The organism is Chromobacterium sp. CV08, from assembly GCF_051129845.1.
Lineage (GTDB): Bacteria > Pseudomonadota > Gammaproteobacteria > Burkholderiales > Chromobacteriaceae > Chromobacterium.
In genome coordinates, this window is sequence record NZ_CP150453.1 from 565236 (window position 1) to 583581 (window position 18346).

Here is an 18346-nt window from a genome sequence, read left to right on the forward strand (position 1 = left end):
CCTATTTCAGTTTCAGATAGGGCCGGGGGTGGCTGTGGAAGGTCAGCCCGGCGTCCGGCAGGCTGAAGGTGGCGTACAGGAAGCCGATGTAGAACGCGAGCTCGTCGCTGAGCCGCTGGATGACGTCGAGGTTGCTGAGCAGGTCCTTGTACGGGATGCCGATACGGGTGTCGTCGTCGCTGACGAAGCCGACGCTGCGCTCGAACACGATATCCTTCAACCGGAAGTCGCCGTCTATCGCGACGTCGCGGAAATCGTACTGCGCCTGCAGCGCCGGGCGGCCGCGCGCCACCTTGCCGGCGACGACGCCGGCCAGCAGGATCTCGTCGCGCGGCAGCCCCTCCAGGCTGGACAGCCGCACCGCCTTGTCCAGCGGCACGCGGTAGATCTTGGCGGTGTTGACCAGCCGCACCATGATGGCGTCGGGCGTGATGTCGTCTATCGTCAGCGTGGTCATAGCGCCTCCAGGATCAGCTTGGCCTTGGCATCCAGTTCGTCTTGCTCCAGTCTGGGGCTGGAGTGGCGGGTCACGGTGCTGCCGACGCGGGTGAACGCCGAGCCGCAGCGCAGCAGCGCGCTGCGGATCAGCGTGCCGAGATTGGTTTCGCCGGCGGTGACGTAGCCGAAGGCGCCGCCGTACCAATGGCGCTTCTCGTGGCGGGCCAGCAGCCGGATCGCCTCGGCGGCCGGGGTGCCGACTATGGTGGCCGGCCACAGATGGTCGCAGATGGCGTCGGCCTCGCCCAGGCCCGGCTTCAGCGTCGCGACGACGTGGGCCGAGGTGTGGAACACATTGGGAAACCGTTCGATCTCGCGTTCGGCGATCAGGCGGATGTCGTCGCCGCAGCCGCGCTTGGCCGCGATGTCGGCGCGCACGCACTCCTCCAGTTCGAAACGGTCCTTGTCCGAGGCCAGCAGTCTGGCGATCTGCAAGCTGTCCTCGTCGGCGTCGCGGCCGCGTGCCGCCGTGCCGCAGATCGGGCTGGTTTCCAGCCGGCCGGCGCGCAGCCGCAGGAACATCGCCGGAGAGGCGCCGGCCAGCTGGAAGCCGCCGCCGTCGAAGAACAGCTGGTAAGGCGCATCGCTGCGGTCCATCAGCCTCTGGTGCAGGTCCCAGCCGCCGCAGGCGGCCGGGCGGCGGATCGCGAAGCTGGGGTTCAGCGAGCGCAGCGTGCCGGCGTCTATCTGCCGTCGCGCCAGCCGGTACATGTCTGCGTATGGCGCGCCGCTGCCGGCGGCGAAGGCGTCCAGGTCCAGCCAGCGCTCGAGCCGTAGCGGCTCGTCGCCGGCATCGTCGGCGTCCGGCGCCATCCAGTAGCCGTGCGCTGCGCCGTCGACCCGCAGCCGTTGCGGCAGGTGGAACACGCCCAGCAGCTCGTCGTCGGCGGCATGCGCCAGCTCATAGGTGAAGAAACCGTACAGGCCGAAGTGCTCGTCGGCGTCGAACAGCCTCGGCAGCGCCAGCAGGCGGGCCAGCTTCTCGCGGGGGCCGGCGGCGTCCGACAGGTCGAGCCGCCAGGCGCCGCCATCGTCGGGGTGTAGCGGCAGGCGTTCCGCCAGCGCGGCGGCCATCGCCCGCCCGTTGTCGCCGCGCGGCAGCAGGATCAGGCTGTCGGCGCGGAACAGCACGGTCAGCGCGGCCTGGTCGACTTGCCGCGACTGCCTCACGTATTTGGCGGTATGGTCGTAATTGCAGCTCAGCGCGAAGACCGGCGGCGTGCCGGGCCGGGCCGCGCCGCGGCCGGGGTGCAGGCGTATCGTGTTCATACTTGCAGGTAGCGTGAGGAGAACTTGACGGTCTTGCCGGCCGGCGCTTCCTCGCTCCAGGCGCGATAGCGGTACAGCAGCTGCACGATGTATTGCGAGATCCAGGACAGGATCACCGTCGACGAGAACTTGAACACCAGGCTGAAGGCGAAGATCTTGACGATGGTGGCGAACGGGAACACGCCGTAGAAGGCGATCATGAAGCAGATGGCGGTGTAGACCACCTCGCCGATCACCGACGAGAAGATGTCGCGGATGAAATAGAAGCGGCTGGACCACAGATTCTTCAGATACAGCAGGAAGCGGGTGTTGAACTGGCTGCCTATCAGACAGCCCAGCGCGAAGGAGATCGAACCGCGGACGATGTGCTCGCTGATCAGCACATAGCTGGTGTTCAGCGCCTGGCAGCGATCGCGCTCGGCCAGCGCCATCGCGGCGCAGTCGCGTTCGGACTGGCTGAGCGCGGTGAAGGCCAGCGCGAACAGGATTTCGGCCAGGCAGGTGGCGAACAGGATCTGGTTGGAGCGATTCTTGCCGTAGACCTCGGCGATGGGATTCAGCAGCATCAGGATGATGGGCATCGTGAAGGTGCCGAGGCTGGCCTCGGTGCCGAATATCTGGACCACCTTGTACGAGGTCAGGTTGGAGACGATGGCCGCCGCCAGGATCATGAAGGACAGGATGACGATGGGGTCTATGGTGTCCAGGGTCTTGCGGGCGAGCAGGGAGAGGATTTTCATGCGTTCTTCCTGAAGGTGATGCCGATGATCTTGCCGACGGCGGCGCCGCCGGCGGCGAGGGACAGGTGGTCGCTGTGGCGGTACACCAGTCCTGAGGCTTCGTCGGCCCCGGACTGGATCAGCAGCACGGCGCGGGCCGGGAACAGCGCGGGCCGGAACAGCGCCTGGTCCACGGCCACGATGTCGGCCGCCGCCGGGTGGTCCAGCCGCACGTATTCGTCCCAGACCGGCTGGCCGGCCGGCGGCAGCCGGTCCAGCTGTTCGAGCCGGGTCAGAACCGGCGCCATGCGGACGTCGGGGCTGCGGTCGCGGGCGAAAGGGTCCAGGCCCAGCGCGTGGCTGATGGCGTGGGCGTTGCTGAGCGTCAGCTCCCTCTCCTCGAACAGGCCGCGGTGCAGCGTCGACTGCTTGATGCCGGTCAGCCGAGCCAGTTCGCTGATGGTCAGTTTGCGGTCGCGTATCCTGCGGATGGCGCTCGATTTGAATTCGTTCAGGAAACTGCTGTGTTGCGGTTCATCGTTGGCGTGCATCTGCGTTTTCCTTGCCTGGAGTCTGGAACGGCGAATATCGGTATCGGTGGTCGCTCCGCCTCGATCGGACGCTGCATGCGCGGGGTACTGGAAACAATGGCGCGCTCCATGCTAGATTCATGCTTTATGAATTTGGTAATAAAAAGTACTAATCAATTCAGTTTTATCGGCGACTGATCGCCAATATGGCGAGCGGTCCGGAAAATCATGCCGCGCCGAAATGGCCGCCGTCGGCGTCATTGAAATCCCGTGCCGGTTCGCTATGCCTGGTGATTTATCGATCCCGCGATAAAAATACCAGAGCATTATTTTTGACGCGAAATTCTATTCCAATAAAATATTCTTATACAAGCTTTTAGCTTAAATAGGATTTGGCCGAAATGGACAGGGTGTCCGCCGGCCCAGGATCGCCAGATGGTTCCCGGCGGGGACGGTCCGGTCGAGTTTCATGCGGTAATGACGGACGCGCCCGCCGGCGGCGGGGCGTTCAGGAGCGAGGAATGAGAGACGCATTCATTCAGACGGTATCCGGACGCTACCTCAATGTGCTGGATCCGCAGCCGGACGATATCGACATCGCCGACATCGCCCATCATCTGGCGCATATCTGCCGCTTCGGCGGCGCCTGCCGCCAGTTCTACAGCGAGGCGGAACATGCGATACGGATGGCGGAGATCCTGCCGCCGCAGCTGCAGCTGGCCGGCCTGCTGTACGGCGCCGCCAAGGCCTACTCCGGCGCGGTGGTACGGGCGGACTCCTTCGAGTGCTCGCCGCTGCAGCACAGGCTGACGGCGGCGGTGGAGGCGCGCTTCGGGCTGGAGTTGTCGGGCGAGGACAGGGCGACGCTGGCGATGGCCGATACCCGGCTGCTGGCGACCGAGCGGCGCGACCTGATGCCGCCGGACAATATAGAGTGGCCGATACTGGCCGGCGTGCAGCCGCTGCAGGAGCGCATCTGGCCGATGACCATCTCCCAGGTGCTGGCGCGCTTCTGCACGCAGTACGAGCAATACCTCGGCTGGGCGCCGAGCTCGCATATCCGCCTGCGCAGGGAGGCCCGCAGCTAGAAAGCCTCCGGCGGCGTCGGCCGCCAGGCAATGAAAAAGGCGCGCCGGGACGGCGCGCCTGTCTTGATGCGGAACGGCGCTCCTTACAGTTCGACCTGGGCGCCCAGTTCCACGACGCGGTTGGCCGGCACCTGGAAGAAGTCGGTGGCGCGCAGCGCGTTCTTGCTCATCCAGACGAAGACCTTTTCGCGCCAGCGCGCCATGCCCGGATGGTCGGTGATGATGATGGTCTCGCGGGACAGGAAGAAGGACGTGTCCATCAGCTCCATGTCGAAGCCCTCCTCGGCGCACATCTCGATCACCTGCAGCACGTTCGGCTCCTCCTTGAAGCCGTAGCGCGCCACCACCCGCCAGAACGACGCCGACATCTGCACGACGTCCAACCTGTCCTCCTCGGCGACATAGGGCACGTCCTCGGTGCGCACCGTCATCAGCACGACGCGCTCGTGCAGCACCCTGTTGTGCTTCAGATTGTGCAGCAGCGCGTGCGGCACGCCGTGCAGCGTGCTGGTCAGGAACACCGCGGTGCCCTGGACCCGCGCCGGCGGATAGGCTTCCAGATTCTGGATGAAGTCGTCCAGCGGCAGCGCCTGGTCGCGCAGGCGGCGGAACAGGATCTCGCGGCCCTGCTTCCACGTGCTCATCAGCGTGAAGATGATCATGCCCAGCACCAGCGGCAGCCAGCCGCCGTCCGCGACCTTGTGGACGTTGGCGGCGAAGAAGGCGGTGTCGATCACGCCGAACAGCACGGTGATGCCCAGCGCCAGCGGCAGCGGCCAGCGCCAGTTGACGCGGGCGACGACGAAGAACAGCAGCGTGGTGATCAGCATGGTGCCGGTGACGGCGATGCCGTAGGCGGCCGCCAGGCTGGACGAGCTCTTGAAGGTCAGCACCACCACCAGCACCGCGACCAGCAGCGCCCAGTTGATGAAGGGCATGTAGATCTGGCCGATCTCCTTGTCCGAGGTGTGGCGAACCTCCAGCCGCGGGCAGTAGCCGAGCAGGATGGCCTGACGCGTCAGCGAGTAGGCGCCGGAGATCACCGCCTGCGACGCGATGACGGTGGCCAGCGTCGCCAGCACGATCATCGGCAGCAGCGCCCAGTCCGGGGCCAGCAGGAAGAAGGGGTTCTTGATCGCCGCCGGATTGCTCATCAGCAGCGCGCCCTGGCCGAAATAGTTCAGCCCCAGGCCGGGCAGCACCAGGCTGAACCAGGCGCGGCGGATCGGCGTCTTACCGAAGTGGCCCATGTCGGCGTACAGCGCCTCGGCGCCGGTCAGCGCCAGCACCACCGAGCCCAGCGTCAGGAAGGCGTGGAAGCCGTTCTGCTGGACGAAGGTGACGGCGTGCCACGGGTTCAGCGCCTGCAGCACCGCCGGCTGCTGGATGATCTGGTGCAGGCCGAGTATGCCCAGGATGGCGAACCACACCGTCATCACCGGGCCGAACATCAGGCCTACCCTGGCGGTGCCGTGGCGCTGCAGCAGGAACAGCCCCACCAGCACGCCGACCGCCATCGGCAGCACATAGGCCTCCATGCCGGAGGAGAGGACCTCCATGCCCTCGGCGGCGGACAGCACCGAGACGGCCGGGGTGATGATGGCGTCGCCGTAGAACAGCGCGGCGCCGAACAGGCCGAGCAGCACGATCTTCCAGCGCGCGGCGTGGGTGGTGTAGTGCCGCGCCAGCGCCATCAGCGCCATGATGCCGCCTTCGCCGCGGTTGTCGGCGCGCAGCACGAAGGCGACGTACTTGATCGATACCACGAAGATCAGCGACCAGAAAATCAGCGACAGAATACCGAAGATATTGTCAGGCGTGGTGGGGAGGTTCTGGCTGACGAAACACTCGCGCAAGGTGTACAGCGGGCTGGTGCCGATATCGCCGTAGACCACGCCGAGGGCGGCCAGGGTCAGGCCCGCCATCGCCTGTTTGTTGTGATCCTGCATAAGTTTCCATTACGGTTGTGCGCCGCCGGCGGGGGAGGCGCAGCGGCGAGGGTCCGGGTTGTTTATGGCTGGATGCCCTCTCATTGTCGACGACAAGGGCAAAATAAAAAAGCCGTAAACCCCGGCTGCGCGCAGGTTACTCCAGTGCGACGGGGCCGCCAAGTACAGCGCGGCGGGCTGTGCGCAGGATTGTTGTACTGCAACAACTGGCAAAAACCGCGCGCCGGGCCCGGCGGCGCTTGGCCGGCGGGCGGGGACGACGCTACAATCGTCTCCATTTAGCCGAATTTTCAAGGACGCATCATGCGCGCATCGCAGTTTTTCATTTCCACTCAGAAAGAGGCCCCCGCCGACGCCGACATCGTCAGCCAGAAGCTGATGCTGCGCGCGGGCTTCATCCGCAAGCAGGCCGCCGGCATCTATTCCTGGATGCCGATGGGCCTGCGCGTGGTGCGCAAGGTGGAAACCATCATCCGCGAGGAAATGAACCGCGCCGGCGCCATCGAGGTGAGCCTGCCGGTGGTGCAGCCGGCCGAGCTGTGGCAGGAAACCGGCCGCTGGGACAAGATGGGCGCCGAGCTGCTGCGTTTCAAGGATCGCCATGAGCGCGACTTCGCGCTGCAGCCGACCGCCGAGGAGGTGATCACCGACATCGCCCGCCGCGAGCTGCGCAGCTACCGCGCGCTGCCGAAGAACTTCTACCAGATCCAGACCAAGTTCCGCGACGAGCGCCGTCCGCGCTTCGGCGTGATGCGCGGCCGCGAGTTCACGATGAAGGACGCGTACTCCTTCGACCGCAGCGCAGAGGACGCTGGCCGTAGCTACGACAATATGTACGCCGCCTACCGCCGCATCTTCGACCGCCTGGGCCTGAGCTACCGCGCGGTGGCGGCCGACACCGGCGCCATCGGCGGCGACCGCTCGCATGAATTCCAGGTGATCGCCGACACTGGCGAGGACGCCATCGTCTACTGTCCCGCTTCCGAATACGCGGCCAATATCGAACTGGCCGAGGCTGTGGCGCCGGCCGGCGAGCGCGCCGCGGCCGCCGCCGCGCTGGCCAAGGTCCACACGCCCAAGGTCAAGACCATCGCCGAGCTGGTCGATTTCCTGAAGGTGGACATCAAGGACACCGTCAAGGCCGTGGTGGTCGAAGGCGAACAGGACGAGGCCGTGCTGATGCTGGTGCGCGGCGACCACGAACTGAACGAGGTGAAGGCGCAGAAGATCGCCGGCATCAAGAACCCGCTGACTTTCGCCAGCCCGGCCGCCATCCGTGCCGCCTTCGGCGCCAATCCCGGCTCGCTGGGCCCGGTGGGCTTCCAGGGCCGCGTCATCGCCGACCGCACCGTCGCCAAGATGGCCGACTTCGTCATCGGCGCCAACGAGGACGACCAGCACTACACCGGCGCCAACTTCGGCCGCGACTGCGCCGAGCCGGAGGTGTTCGACATCCGCAACGTGGTGGAAGGCGACCCGTCGCCGGACGGCCAGGGCGCGCTGGCGATCCAGCGCGGCATCGAGGTCGGCCACGTGTTCTACCTGGGCACCAAGTACTCGGTGGCGATGAACGCGACCTTCCTGGACGAGGACGGCAAGTCCAAGCCGTTCGAGATGGGCTGTTACGGCATCGGCGTCACCCGCATCCTCGGCGCCGCCATCGAGCAGAACTACGACGACAAGGGCATGATCTGGCCGGATGCCATCGCCCCGTTCGCGGTGGTGGTGTGCCCGGTAGGTTACGACCGCTCCGAGGCGGTGAAGGAAGCCGCCGACAAGCTGCACGCCGAGCTGCAGGCCCGCGGCGTCGACGTGATGCTGGACGACCGCGGCGAGCGCCCGGGCGCGATGTTCGCCGACTGGGAGCTGATCGGCGCGCCGCACCGCGTCACCATCGGCGACCGCGGCCTGAAGGAAGGCAAGGTCGAGTACCAGCACCGCCGCGACAGCGAAGCCACCGCCGTCGCCGCCGATGCTATTCTGGAGCATGTCCTCTCCAAGCTGGCCTGATGAAGACGAGCCTCCTCCTCCCGCTATCGTTGTGCCTGGCGCTGGCGCATGCGCCGGCATGGGCCGGCGCGCAGAAGGAGGAGGCGCTGTCGGCCAATGTCGCCTCGGCGATGAGCCGTTCGATCTCGGACGTCAACGCGCCCAGGCTGGTGTTCGACGATCCGCGGCTGGGCCAGGCCTGGCTCGCCGAGATGTCGGTGCGGTTGCAGAAGCGCATTCCCGATCCGTGGGTGCGGGAGCGCCTGTTGACCGCGATCCAGTACGAGGCCGTCCGCGCCGGACTCGACCCGCAACTGGTGCTGGGCCTGATCCAGGTGGAAAGCGGCTTCAACAAGTACGCGGTCTCCGGCGCAGGCGCGCGCGGCCTGATGCAGGTGATGCCGTTCTGGGTGCGGCACATCGGCAATTCCCAGCACAATCTGTTCGACCTCTCCACCAATCTGCGCTACGGCTGCACGATATTGCGCTACTACCTCGACGTCGAGCGCGGCAATCTGTTCCGCGCGCTGGGCCGCTACAACGGCAGCCTCGGGCGTCCCGAATATCCCGATCTGGTCATAGGCGCCTGGCATAGGCGCTGGGCGTGGACCCCGCCGGCCTTGAGGGTGGCCGGCGACGCGCCTGCGCTGCGCGCGCGCTGAGCCGGCCCCGTTACCATCGCGCCATGCTGCCCACCACCGCCACCGCACCGTTCTGCCCGGCCGAGGTCAACGGCAGCATACGGATAGATCCTAACGCCTCCCTGGGCCAGCGCTTGCGCCGCTTCGCCGGGCCGGGACTGCTGGTCGCGGTCGGTTATATGGACCCCGGCAACTGGGCCACCGACATCGAGGCCGGCTCGCGTTTCGGCTACCAGCTGCTGTGGGTGGTGATGCTGTCCGGGATCGCCGCGATGCTGCTGCAGATGCTGGCGGCGCGGCTAGGACTGGTCACCGGCCTGGACCTGGCACAGGCCAGCGCACGCCGCTACGGCCGCGTCGGCCGCCTGCTCCACTGGCTCAGCGCCGAAGTCTCCATCATCGCCTGCGACGTCGCCGAAGTGCTGGGTTGCGCGCTGGCGTTCAAGCTGCTGTTCGGCGTGCCGCTGGCATGGGGCGTCGCGCTGACCGCATTCGACACGCTGATCGTGCTGGGGCTGAAGGGGCGCGGCTTCCGCCAGCTGGAGGCCATCGTGCTGGGGCTAATCGCCACCATCACCTTGTGCTTTCTGGCGCAGTTGGCGCTGCTGGATACCCATTGGCCGGCGGTGGCGGCGGGCCTGGCGCCCAGCTTGCCGGCGCAAGGCATGGACAAGGCTGTGGTGCTGGCGCTGGGCATCGTCGGCGCCACCATCATGCCGCATAACCTCTACCTGCACTCGTCGGTGGTGCAGACCCGGAAGGTGGAGGGCGGAAAGGACGCGCTGCGGCAGACGCTGCTGCTGTGCCGGATCGATACCATCGCCTCCTTGCTGCTGGCGATGCTGGTCAACGGCGCGATCCTGGTGCTGGCGGGCAGCGCCTTCCACGCCGCAGGCCACACCGCGGTGGCCGACATCGCCGACGCCCACGAACTGATCCGTCCGCTGGCCGGTTCGCTGGCGGCGCTGCTGTTCGGCGTCGCCTTGCTGGCGGCCGGACAGAGTGCCACCTTGACCGGCACCGTCGCCGGCCAGGTGATCATGGATGGTTTCCTCAAGATCCGCATCCCCTGCTATCAGCGGCGGCTGATCACCCGCGCGCTGGCCTTGCTGCCGGCGGCTGCCGGCATCGCGTGGCTGGGCGAGCAGGCGGTGGGGCCGCTGCTGGTGTGGAGCCAGGTGGTGTTGAGCCTGCAACTGCCGCTGGCGATGTGGCCATTGTTGCGGATGACGGGAGACAAGGCGTTGATGGGCGCGCATGCCGCGCCGCATTGGGTAGTCGTCTGCGGCTGGGGATTGTTCTGGCTGATATTGGCCGCCAATTGCGCGCTGCTTTTCGGGTGAGCGGCTGGGAAACGCCCGATGCGGCGTTGCGCCTCCTTGCCGTGCGACGGGCACTGTCTGCGTCGGCGCGCCTTGCCTCGGGCGTTTTGCCGGCTGCTCGAACAGCTGAGTGAGCAGGCGCGATGCGACGTCGCGCCTCCTTGCCGTGCGATGGGCACTGTCTGCGTCGGCGCGCCTTGCCTCGGGCGTTTTGCCGGCTGCTCGAATAGCTGAGTGAGCAGGCGCGATGCGGCGTTGCGCCTCCTTGCCGTGCGATGGGCAAGACAAAGGCCGCCCTCGGGCGGCCTGTCTGGCGGATCAGTCTTCCTGCGACTGCAGCATCTTCTTCAGCAGCCGCGCCAGCGTGCGGCGCTCGTCCTCGTCCAGCATGTCCATCAGTTCCGCCTCGGCCGCCAGGTGGTGTCCGGCGGCATCCTCTATCACCTGGAAACCCTTGGCCGTCAGCGTGACGATGACGCCGCGGCGGTCGTCGGGATCGGGCGAGCGGCTGACCAGCCCGGCCTCTTCCAGCCGGTTGATGCGGTTGGTCAGCGCGCCGGACGAGATCAGCACCATGCCCTGCAGCTGGTTCGGCGACAGTTGGAACGGCTCGCCGCCGCGGCGCAGCGCCGCCAGCACGTCGAACTCGCCCACGTTCAGATTGTGGCGGGCCAGGTCCTGCAGTACCCGGCGGGTGATGAAGTATTCCATCCGCACGATGCGGCCGATGACTTCGGTGGCGGAGGTGTCGAGGTCGGGGCGGACCTCGTTCCACAGGGCGACGATACGGTCGATCTGGTCTGGTGCTTGCTGCATGCTGCTGGTTCCTGATCCAAAAAGATAAACGCGGCAAACTCGGTCGGGCGCAAGAGTATCACGACTTCAAAATATACTATCTTCATCTAAAGACAATGAGTAAATCGCTTTCCTGCCTGTGCCGTCCTGCCGCCGGCTTGCCCTGTGGCATCGACGCGGGTATATTTACACGTAAAGATTCTTTAAGTGAAGATAAATGCCGGCGGCCAGCCGCCGGCGGAGGGAGAGGAATTTGAAGACTGCGGTACGCGGCGATGTGCTGACTTTCCGGGGCAATCCGTTCCGGGACGCCGAGCGGGATTGCCTGGCTTTCCAGCGCGATGCGCTGGTGGTGATGGAGAACGGCCGCATCGCGGCGTGCGGGCCGGCGGCCGAGCTGCTGCCGTCGCTGCCGGAAGGCGCGCGCGTCGAGCATTATCCCGACCATCTGATCGTGCCCGGCTTCATAGACTGCCACGTCCACTATCCGCAGACCGAGATGATGGCCGCCTTCGGCGAGCAGCTTCTGGACTGGCTGAACCATTACACCTTCGTCACCGAACAGGGCTTCGCCGACATCGACCATGCCCGGGACGTGGCGAAGTTCTTCCTGTCCGAGCAGCTGCGCAACGGGGTCACCACCGGCTGCGTATTCGGCACCGTCCACGGCGTCTCGGTCGACGCCCTGTTCGAAGAGGCGTCGCGCCACAATCTGCGCATCCTGGCCGGCAAGGTGTGCATGGACCGCCATGCGCCGGAGGCCTTGCTGGACACGCCGCTGGCCGCCTACGAGGCGTCGCGCGCGCTGATCGAGCGCTGGCACGGCAGGGGCCGCGCCGAATACGTGATCACGCCGCGCTTCGCGCCGACGTCCAGCCACGGCCAGCTGGAAATGCTGGGCGCGCTGGCGGCCGAATTCCCCGACGTCGCCATCCAGTCGCATATCTCGGAGAATCCGGACGAGATCGCCTGGGTCGGGCGGCTGTTCCCCGGTTGCCGCGACTACGCCTCCGTCTACCAGCGCTACGGCCTGCTGCGGCCGCGCGCGATCTACGGCCACGGCGTCCATCTGTCTGAAGCCGAACTGGAGATGTTGCACGACAGCGGCGCGTCGCTGGCGCATTGCCCGACGTCCAATTTCTTCCTCGGCTCGGGCAGCCTGAACCTGCGGCGCTGCGTCGAGGTCGAGAAACCGGTCGGGCTGGGCCTGGGCACCGACCTGGGCGCCGGCACCAGCTTCTCGATGCTGCAGACGATGAATGCCGCCTATATGGCGTCGCAGACCCACGGGCGGCCGCTGACGGCGGCCCAGGCTTTCTATCTGGCCACCCGCGGCGGCGCCGAGGCGCTGGGCATAGCCGACAAGGTCGGCAGTGTGGAAGCGGGCATGGAGGGCGACCTGGCGGTACTGGACCTGCGTTCGACGCCGCTGCTGGACTTCCGCATGCGCCACGTCCGCGACCTGTCCGAGGCGCTGTTCGTGCAGATGATGCTGGGCGACGACCGGGCGATCGCCGCCACCTATGCCGCCGGCGCGGCGGTGTACAGGCGCGGGGAGCGCGCCTGAGCCGGGTTGTGGATAAATTCTAAAATAACCGGCCGCTGTGGATAAGTCTGCGGCCGCGCGTTTTCACCCGCTGTCGGCGGGGCCGCCTCATTTGCCGCCGCGCGGCGGTTTGGGCAAGAGCACGAGCCTGGTGCCGGCCAGCCGGTCGTGAAGATGCCTCCGCTCCTTGTCGTAGAAGCGGGCGAGGAAGGGCAGCAGCCACCAGACCAGCGCCAGCCACTTGGCGGCAGGATGGTCGCCGTAGCTGCGCTGCCAGCCGAGATAGGACACGACCGGGAGGCCGACGAACAGCATCGCCGCGACGGCGAAGCGCATCAGCGCCTGTTGCCAGTTCAATAGCCGGCCATCGGCCGACTCCAGCCGGATGTGCCAGGTCTTCATTGCCGCGGTCTGGCCGCTGCGGGTCCAGCAGTAGCCGAAATAGGCGAACAGCACGCCGGCGGCGGCCAGCTGGATCAAGGTGTGCAGCAGCGCGGAGTCCTGGCCCAGCGCCAGCTGCAGCGGTGTCAGTATCGCCGCGGTCACCAGCAGCATCGCGACGATCAGCAGCGATTCGTAGAACAGGCTGGCCAGGCAGCGGGCCAGGCCGGGGGAGGCGGTTTCCGTCATTTTGCGTTCGAGGCCTTCGGCGTTTGCGCGCGCAGGCGCCGCATCACTTGTTCGCGTTGTTCGGGCGGCAGCTGTTGCAGTTTGCGCCAATTGGCCCGGATTTCGCGCCGCTGCTGCTGGCTCAGCTCGGACCAGGCTTTCAGCTTCTGCTGCACCTGCTGTCGCTGCGCGGCCGGCAGGCCGGAAAGCCGCGGCACGATGGCCAGCAGATTCTGTTTCTTGTCCGGCGCATAGCGGTTCCACTCCGGCGCCAGCGGCGCCAGCACCTGTTGTTGTTCGGCGCCGAGCTGGTCCCAGCGGGGGTCGGACGGCGGGGCGGCGAGGACGGCGGCGGGCAGCAGGGCCGCCAGGTACAGCGCGGCGGCCGGCAGCATCTTATTCATGCAGGCTCCGGCTGAAATGCGGCTCCAGCAGCGAGTCCAGCGGCAGGTCCTGCGACAGCACCGCGGCGTCGACCGATTCGGATTCGGCCAGCAGCCCCTCGGCCAGCATCAGGCCGACGGCGGTCAGCGCGGCGAAGCCCAGCGCGGCGGTGCCGCGCTTCAGCAGCACGATGTGGCGCTGCGCCCACAGGGCCAGCTGCTCGTGCAGACCGATGGGCTCGGCGGCGCGCATCTCGAAGCGCTCCATCGCGCGTCGGCGGGCGGCCTGCAGCCGCGCGGCCTGGCTGGCGGTCGGATGGGAATGGGGATTGTCGAGGATGCGGGCGATATGGGTCGGCAAATGGTCGCCGTGGCTATCGTTGGCGTGTTTCACAGCAATACTCCCTTTTGCGCAAGAATGGCCGCCAGGGTGTGGTTGGCGCGCGAGCAGTGCGTTTTCACGCTGCCCTCCGAGCAGCCCATCACCAGGGCGGTTTCGGCAACGTCCAGACCCTCCCAGTAACGCAGCAGGAAGGCTTCGCGTTGACGGGCCGGCAACAGCTGCAGCGACGCGTCTATCATCTCGGCCACTTCCTTGCGCTGGTACCATTTCTCCGGATTGGTGTGGGCCTCGTCGGCGGCGACGTCCAGCGTCTCCAGCGGGTCCGGGCTGTCGTCCTCGGCATGGGTGGGTATCAGCGACGACAGCAGCGTGCTGACGAAGCTGCGCACCTTGCTGCGCCGGTAATGGTCGCGGATGGTGTTCTGCAGGATGCGCTGGAAGATCAGCGGCAGCTCTTCGGCCGGCGCGTGCGCGTAGCGATCGGCCAGCTTCATCATCGAGTCCTGGACGATATCCAGCGCGTTGTCTTCGTGCCGCACCGCGTACAGCGCCTGCTTGAAGGCGCGCTTTTCCACCGACTCGAGGAAGTCGGCCATTTCCTTGCGGCTTGCCATCTGTGCGTTTCGGGTTGATGCCAACCAACGATGGTATCAGAGCAGGATTCGCTAGGCTAGTCCGATTTTTTGCCTGAAATAACCGTGGCTTAGCGGCTTTTTTGCACCTGCACAAAAGCACTTGACCATGCTTTGAGCAATACGATAAGGTCTTTGAGCAAACGGGATGAAATCAACATGAAATAGAGGCGATATGCAGATATCGGGCGCCGAAATAGCAGTCCGCTGCCTGCAGGAAGAGGAAGTCGAGTTCGTCTTCGGCTATCCGGGCGGCGCGGTACTGGAAATCTACGATGCCATCTTCCGGCAAGACAAGTTCAAACACGTGCTGGTCAGGCACGAGCAGGCCGCGGTGCACGCCGCCGACGCCTACTCGCGCTCCAGCGACAAGGTGGGGGTGGCGCTGGTCACCTCGGGCCCCGGCGCGACCAACGCCGTCACCGGCATCGCCACCGCCTATATGGACTCCATCCCGCTGGTGGTGATCTCCGGCCAGGTGCCGTCCCCGGCCATCGGCCTGGACGCGTTCCAGGAAGTGGACATGGTCGGCATCACCCGTCCCTGCGTGAAGCACAACTTCCTGGTCAAGGACGTGAACGAGATCGCCGCGACGATCAAGAAGGCGTTCTACATCGCCAAGAGCGGCCGCCCCGGCCCGGTGGTGGTGGACATTCCGAAGGACGTGACCCAGGCGCGCGCCGAGTTCCGCTATCCGGACAGCGTGCACATCCGCTCCTACGTGCCGGCCACCCGCGGGCACAGCGGACAGATCAAGAAGGCAGTGAACCTGCTGCTTGAGGCCAAGCGTCCGTTCATCTATGTCGGCGGCGGCGCGGTGCAGGGCGGCGCCGAGGCCGAGGTGACCGAGCTGGTGCGCCACCTGAACCTGCCGTGTACCAACACGCTGATGGGCCTGGGCGCCTATCCGGGTTCGGACCGGCAGTTCCTCGGCATGCTGGGCATGCACGGCACCTACGAAGCCAATATGGCGATGCAGTACTGCGACGTGCTGATCGCCGTCGGCGCGCGTTTCGACGACCGCGTGATCAGCGTGCCCTCGCATTTTCTGGCCCAGGCCAAGAAGATCGTCCACATCGACGTCGATCCGTCGTCTATCTCCAAGCGCGTCAAGGCCGACATACCGATCGTCGGCGACGTCAAGCTGGTGCTGCGCGAGATGCTGGACCAGCTGAAGCAGTCCGGCCAGAAGCCGGACGGCTCGGCGCTGAACCAGTGGTGGCGGCAGATCGAGGAGTGGCGCGGCCACGACTGTCTGTTGTACACGCCGTCGGACGAGTTGATCAAGCCGCAGATGGTGGTGCAGAAGCTGTACGAGATCACCGGCGGCCAAGCCATCATCACGTCCGACGTCGGCCAGCACCAGATGTGGGCGGCGCAGTACTACAAGTTCGACCGGCCCAAGCAGTGGCTGAATTCCGGCGGCCTAGGCACGATGGGCTTCGGCCTGCCGGCGGCCATCGGCGCGCAGCTGGCCAATCCGAACGCCCAGGTGGCCTGCATCACCGGCGAGGGCTCGATCCAGATGAACATCCAGGAGCTGTCCACCGCCAAGCAGTACCACACGCCGGTCAAGGTGGTGGCGCTGAACAACCGTTATCTGGGCATGGTGCGCCAGTGGCAGGAGTTCTTCTACGGCACCCGCTATTCCGAGTCCTATATGGACGCGCTGCCGGACTTCGTCAAGATCGCCGAGGCCTACGGCCATATCGGCTTCAAGGTGGAGAACCCGGCCGACGTCGAGCCGGTGCTGCGCGAGGCCTTCAGCGACAAGCTGAAGGAACGCCTGGTGTTCCTGGACTTCCGCACCGACCAGTCCGAGAACGTGTTCCCGATGATCCAGAACGGCAAGGGACTGGATCAGATGGACCTGCCGGCGCATATGCGCGCCGTCCAGCAGGTGCCTTTCGAGAACAACCGTGACTACGGCAATATGTGCTAAGGCGGCCGGCATGCGACACATCCTATCCATACTTCTGGAAAACGAGGCGGGCGCGCTGTCGCGCGTCGTCGGGCTTTTTTCCGCCCGCGCCTACAACATCGATTCGCTGACAGTGTCCACCACCGAGGACCCGACGCTGTCGCGGATGACCATCGTCACCCACGGTTCCGACGAAGTCATCGAGCAGATCACCAAGCAGCTCAACAAGCTGATCGAGGTGGTCAAGGTGATAGACCTCAACGAATCCGAGCACATCGAACGCGAGATGATGCTGATCAAGGTCCGCGCCGTAGGCAAGGACCGCGAGGAGATGAAGCGGATGGCCGACATCTTCCGCGGACGCATCATCGACGTGACGGAAAAGACTTACACCATCGAGCTGACTGGTACGAGCGACAAGCTCGGCGCCTTTATCGAGGCGGTGGACCGCGCAGTGATCCTGGAGACGGTCCGTACCGGCGCATCCGGCATCGGTCGAGGCGAACGGGTTCTGAAAATCTGAGCAGGACTTGAGCAAGTCCCTTAGCAAACAATACCAAGGACAAAGAAATGAAAGTTTATTACGACAAGGACGCCGATCTCTCCATCATCAAGGGCAAGAAAGTGGCCATCATCGGCTACGGCTCGCAAGGCCATGCCCATGCGCAGAACCTGAAGGAATCGGGCGTCGACGTCATCGTCGGCCTGCGCAAGGACGGCGCGTCGTGGAAGAAGGCCGAGGCGGCCGGCCACAAGGTCAAGGAAGTGGCCGAGGCGGTGAAGAAGGCCGACGTGGTGATGATCCTGCTGCCGGACGAGTCGCAGCCGGACGTCTACCACAAGGACATCGCGCCGAACCTGAAGAAGGGCGCGGCGCTGGCCTTCGCCCACGGCTTCAACATCCATTACAACCAGATCGTGCCGCCGGCCGACGTCGACGTGATCATGGTCGCGCCCAAGGGCCCGGGCCACACCGTGCGTTCCGAATACCTGAAGGGCGGCGGGGTGCCGACGCTGATCGCCGTCTACCAGGACAAGTCCGGCAAGGCGCGCGACGTCGCGCTGTCCTACGCCGCGGCCAATGGCGGCACCAAGGGCGGCGTGATCGAGACCAATTTCCGCGAGGAGACCGAGACCGATCTGTTCGGCGAACAGGCCGTGCTGTGCGGCGGCGCCGTCGAGCTGGTCAAGGCCGGCTTCGAGACGCTGGTGGAAGCCGGCTACGCGCCGGAAATGGCCTACTTCGAGTGCCTGCACGAGCTGAAGCTGATCGTCGACCTGATGTACGAAGGCGGCATCGCCAACATGAACTACTCGATCTCCAACAATGCCGAGTACGGCGAGTACGTGACCGGGCCGGAAGTGGTGACCTCGGCCACCAAGGAGGCGATGAAGAAGGCGCTGTACCGCATCCAGAGCGGCGAGTACGCGAAGATGTTCATCCTGGAAGGCAAGACCAACTACCCGGCGATGACCGCCCGCCGCCGCCTGACCGCCGCCCACCCGATCGAGAAGGTCGGCGCCGAGCTGCGCGCGATGATGCCGTGGATCGCCAAGAACAAGCTGGTGGATCAGTCCAAGAACTGAGCCGTCGGTTTATCCCGCGGGAAATGACGAAGCCGGGCTTGCGCCCGGCTTTTTTCATCGCCCCGCCGTCACGCGCCGTGGCCGGCGCGGCTGCCCGTCGTCTTCAGTTCCTGCAGATTGAGCAGCTGGTGTTTCAGACCCAGTTCCACCAGCGACAGCAGATATTCCTTGGTGAAGATCAGCGAGCCCTCCCATTCCGATCCCGGTTCGCCGACCATCAGCGGGCTGGTCACCAGCACCGGGTCGCCGCTGATCACATCCAGCGCATAGTTGTCGTCCGCGATTTCCCTGACAAGGTGGTGATGCATAGTTCGGCTCCGCGAAGTTGGGCTAGCAGGAATGGTCTTTATTCGCATTTAAAACAACTGCTTAGCTGGCGCCGGATCAGCCGGCTGCAGGAAACAGCCGCTACGTTAGCGCATTCGCGGGTCGGGAATAAGTACAGAAATCTGCAGTGAATTGCGGCGGAGGAGCCGGTGGCGAGCCGGGCTGCCCTTCGGGGCCGTTTCCTGCCGGCGCATGGCT

At 65.7% G+C, this 18346-nt stretch carries 19 protein-coding genes; 8 read left to right on the top strand and 11 right to left on the bottom strand.

Translation table 11 applies throughout. The features are described from left to right. Position 1: 1 nt before the first annotated feature. The 4 genes from WNM05_RS02715 to WNM05_RS02730 are packed head-to-tail and all read right to left on the bottom strand — an operon-like array spanning position 2 to position 3037. Entirely contained in the window at positions 2-457 is a 456-nt protein-coding gene (locus WNM05_RS02715; protein ID WP_434632281.1) for a hypothetical protein, read from the bottom strand. After that, a complete protein-coding gene (locus tag WNM05_RS02720) occupies positions 454-1767 on the bottom strand; it encodes a chorismate-binding protein (protein WP_434632283.1) in 1314 nt (437 codons plus the stop codon). The genes WNM05_RS02715 and WNM05_RS02720 overlap by 4 nt, the downstream gene beginning before the upstream one ends. Then, a complete protein-coding gene (locus WNM05_RS02725) occupies positions 1764-2507 on the bottom strand; it encodes a queuosine precursor transporter (protein ID WP_434632285.1) in 744 nt (247 codons plus the stop codon). Before WNM05_RS02725 ends, WNM05_RS02720 begins: the two co-directional genes overlap by 4 nt. Further along, positions 2504-3037 (bottom strand): helix-turn-helix domain-containing protein, encoded by a 534-nt coding sequence (locus tag WNM05_RS02730; RefSeq protein WP_434632286.1) that lies wholly within the window; start codon positions 3035-3037, stop codon positions 2504-2506. Before WNM05_RS02730 ends, WNM05_RS02725 begins: the two co-directional genes overlap by 4 nt. A 500-nt stretch (positions 3038-3537) precedes the next feature. Here WNM05_RS02730 and WNM05_RS02735 point away from each other — a divergent pair, with 500 nt between their 5' ends. Continuing rightward, complete coding sequence (locus WNM05_RS02735) at positions 3538-4104, top strand: phosphohydrolase (RefSeq protein ID WP_434632288.1); 567 nt, start codon at positions 3538-3540, stop codon at positions 4102-4104. 83 nt (positions 4105-4187) lie between these two features. Here the strand turns inward: WNM05_RS02735 and kup are convergent, their stop codons facing one another. After that, positions 4188-6053, bottom strand: a complete 1866-nt coding sequence (kup, locus tag WNM05_RS02740) for a low affinity potassium transporter Kup (RefSeq protein ID WP_434632289.1) — start codon at positions 6051-6053, stop codon at positions 4188-4190. Positions 6054-6356: 303 nt separating this feature from the next. On the opposite strand from kup, the gene WNM05_RS02745 reads away from it, so the two are divergent. From WNM05_RS02745 to WNM05_RS02755, 3 genes are read left to right on the top strand one after another with little or no spacing between them, the layout of a single operon-like run. Continuing rightward, positions 6357-8063 (top strand): proline--tRNA ligase, encoded by a 1707-nt coding sequence (locus tag WNM05_RS02745; RefSeq protein WP_434632290.1) that lies wholly within the window; start codon positions 6357-6359, stop codon positions 8061-8063. After that, positions 8063-8704 (top strand): lytic transglycosylase domain-containing protein, encoded by a 642-nt coding sequence (locus WNM05_RS02750; protein ID WP_434632292.1) that lies wholly within the window; start codon positions 8063-8065, stop codon positions 8702-8704. Before WNM05_RS02745 ends, WNM05_RS02750 begins: the two co-directional genes overlap by 1 nt. A 23-nt stretch (positions 8705-8727) precedes the next feature. Further along, a complete protein-coding gene (locus WNM05_RS02755; protein ID WP_434632294.1) occupies positions 8728-10026 on the top strand; it encodes an Nramp family divalent metal transporter in 1299 nt (432 codons plus the stop codon). Between the two features lie 297 nt (positions 10027-10323). Here WNM05_RS02755 and WNM05_RS02760 read toward each other — a convergent pair whose 3' ends face one another. Continuing rightward, the gene (locus tag WNM05_RS02760; RefSeq protein WP_434632296.1) at positions 10324-10821 is read right to left on the bottom strand and encodes a MarR family winged helix-turn-helix transcriptional regulator; all 498 of its coding nucleotides are present in this window, start codon (positions 10819-10821) and stop codon (positions 10324-10326) included. Positions 10822-11053: 232 nt separating this feature from the next. Between WNM05_RS02760 and guaD the strand changes: the two genes are divergently transcribed. Further along, positions 11054-12367, top strand: a complete 1314-nt coding sequence (gene guaD / locus WNM05_RS02765; RefSeq protein WP_434632298.1) for a guanine deaminase — start codon at positions 11054-11056, stop codon at positions 12365-12367. 87 nt (positions 12368-12454) lie between these two features. On the opposite strand, the gene WNM05_RS02770 is transcribed toward guaD, so the two are convergent. From WNM05_RS02770 to WNM05_RS02785, 4 genes are read right to left on the bottom strand one after another with little or no spacing between them, the layout of a single operon-like run. After that, entirely contained in the window at positions 12455-12976 is a 522-nt protein-coding gene (locus WNM05_RS02770) for an RDD family protein (protein WP_434632303.1), read from the bottom strand. Beyond that, positions 12973-13359, bottom strand: coding sequence for a DUF3106 domain-containing protein (locus tag WNM05_RS02775; RefSeq protein WP_434632305.1), 387 nt, complete (start codon positions 13357-13359; stop codon positions 12973-12975). Before WNM05_RS02775 ends, WNM05_RS02770 begins: the two co-directional genes overlap by 4 nt. Then, complete coding sequence (locus tag WNM05_RS02780; protein ID WP_434632307.1) at positions 13352-13732, bottom strand: DUF3619 family protein; 381 nt, start codon at positions 13730-13732, stop codon at positions 13352-13354. The genes WNM05_RS02775 and WNM05_RS02780 overlap by 8 nt, the downstream gene beginning before the upstream one ends. Beyond that, positions 13729-14295, bottom strand: coding sequence for an RNA polymerase sigma factor (locus tag WNM05_RS02785; protein WP_101710455.1), 567 nt, complete (start codon positions 14293-14295; stop codon positions 13729-13731). The genes WNM05_RS02780 and WNM05_RS02785 overlap by 4 nt, the downstream gene beginning before the upstream one ends. A gap of 193 nt (positions 14296-14488) precedes the next feature. Here WNM05_RS02785 and ilvB point away from each other — a divergent pair, with 193 nt between their 5' ends. Genes ilvB through ilvC form a run of 3 tightly spaced genes read left to right on the top strand, consistent with a single transcriptional unit; the run spans position 14489 to position 17821 of the window. Further along, positions 14489-16255, top strand: coding sequence for a biosynthetic-type acetolactate synthase large subunit (ilvB, locus tag WNM05_RS02790; RefSeq protein WP_434632310.1), 1767 nt, complete (start codon positions 14489-14491; stop codon positions 16253-16255). Between the two features lie 10 nt (positions 16256-16265). Then, positions 16266-16757, top strand: a complete 492-nt coding sequence (gene ilvN, locus WNM05_RS02795) for an acetolactate synthase small subunit (protein ID WP_101710457.1) — start codon at positions 16266-16268, stop codon at positions 16755-16757. A gap of 47 nt (positions 16758-16804) precedes the next feature. Continuing rightward, positions 16805-17821, top strand: a complete 1017-nt coding sequence (gene ilvC / locus WNM05_RS02800; protein WP_166439534.1) for a ketol-acid reductoisomerase — start codon at positions 16805-16807, stop codon at positions 17819-17821. Positions 17822-17889: 68 nt separating this feature from the next. Here the strand turns inward: ilvC and WNM05_RS02805 are convergent, their stop codons facing one another. Continuing rightward, the gene (locus WNM05_RS02805) at positions 17890-18129 is read right to left on the bottom strand and encodes a hypothetical protein (RefSeq protein ID WP_434632312.1); all 240 of its coding nucleotides are present in this window, start codon (positions 18127-18129) and stop codon (positions 17890-17892) included. Positions 18130-18346: the final 217 nt, after the last annotated feature.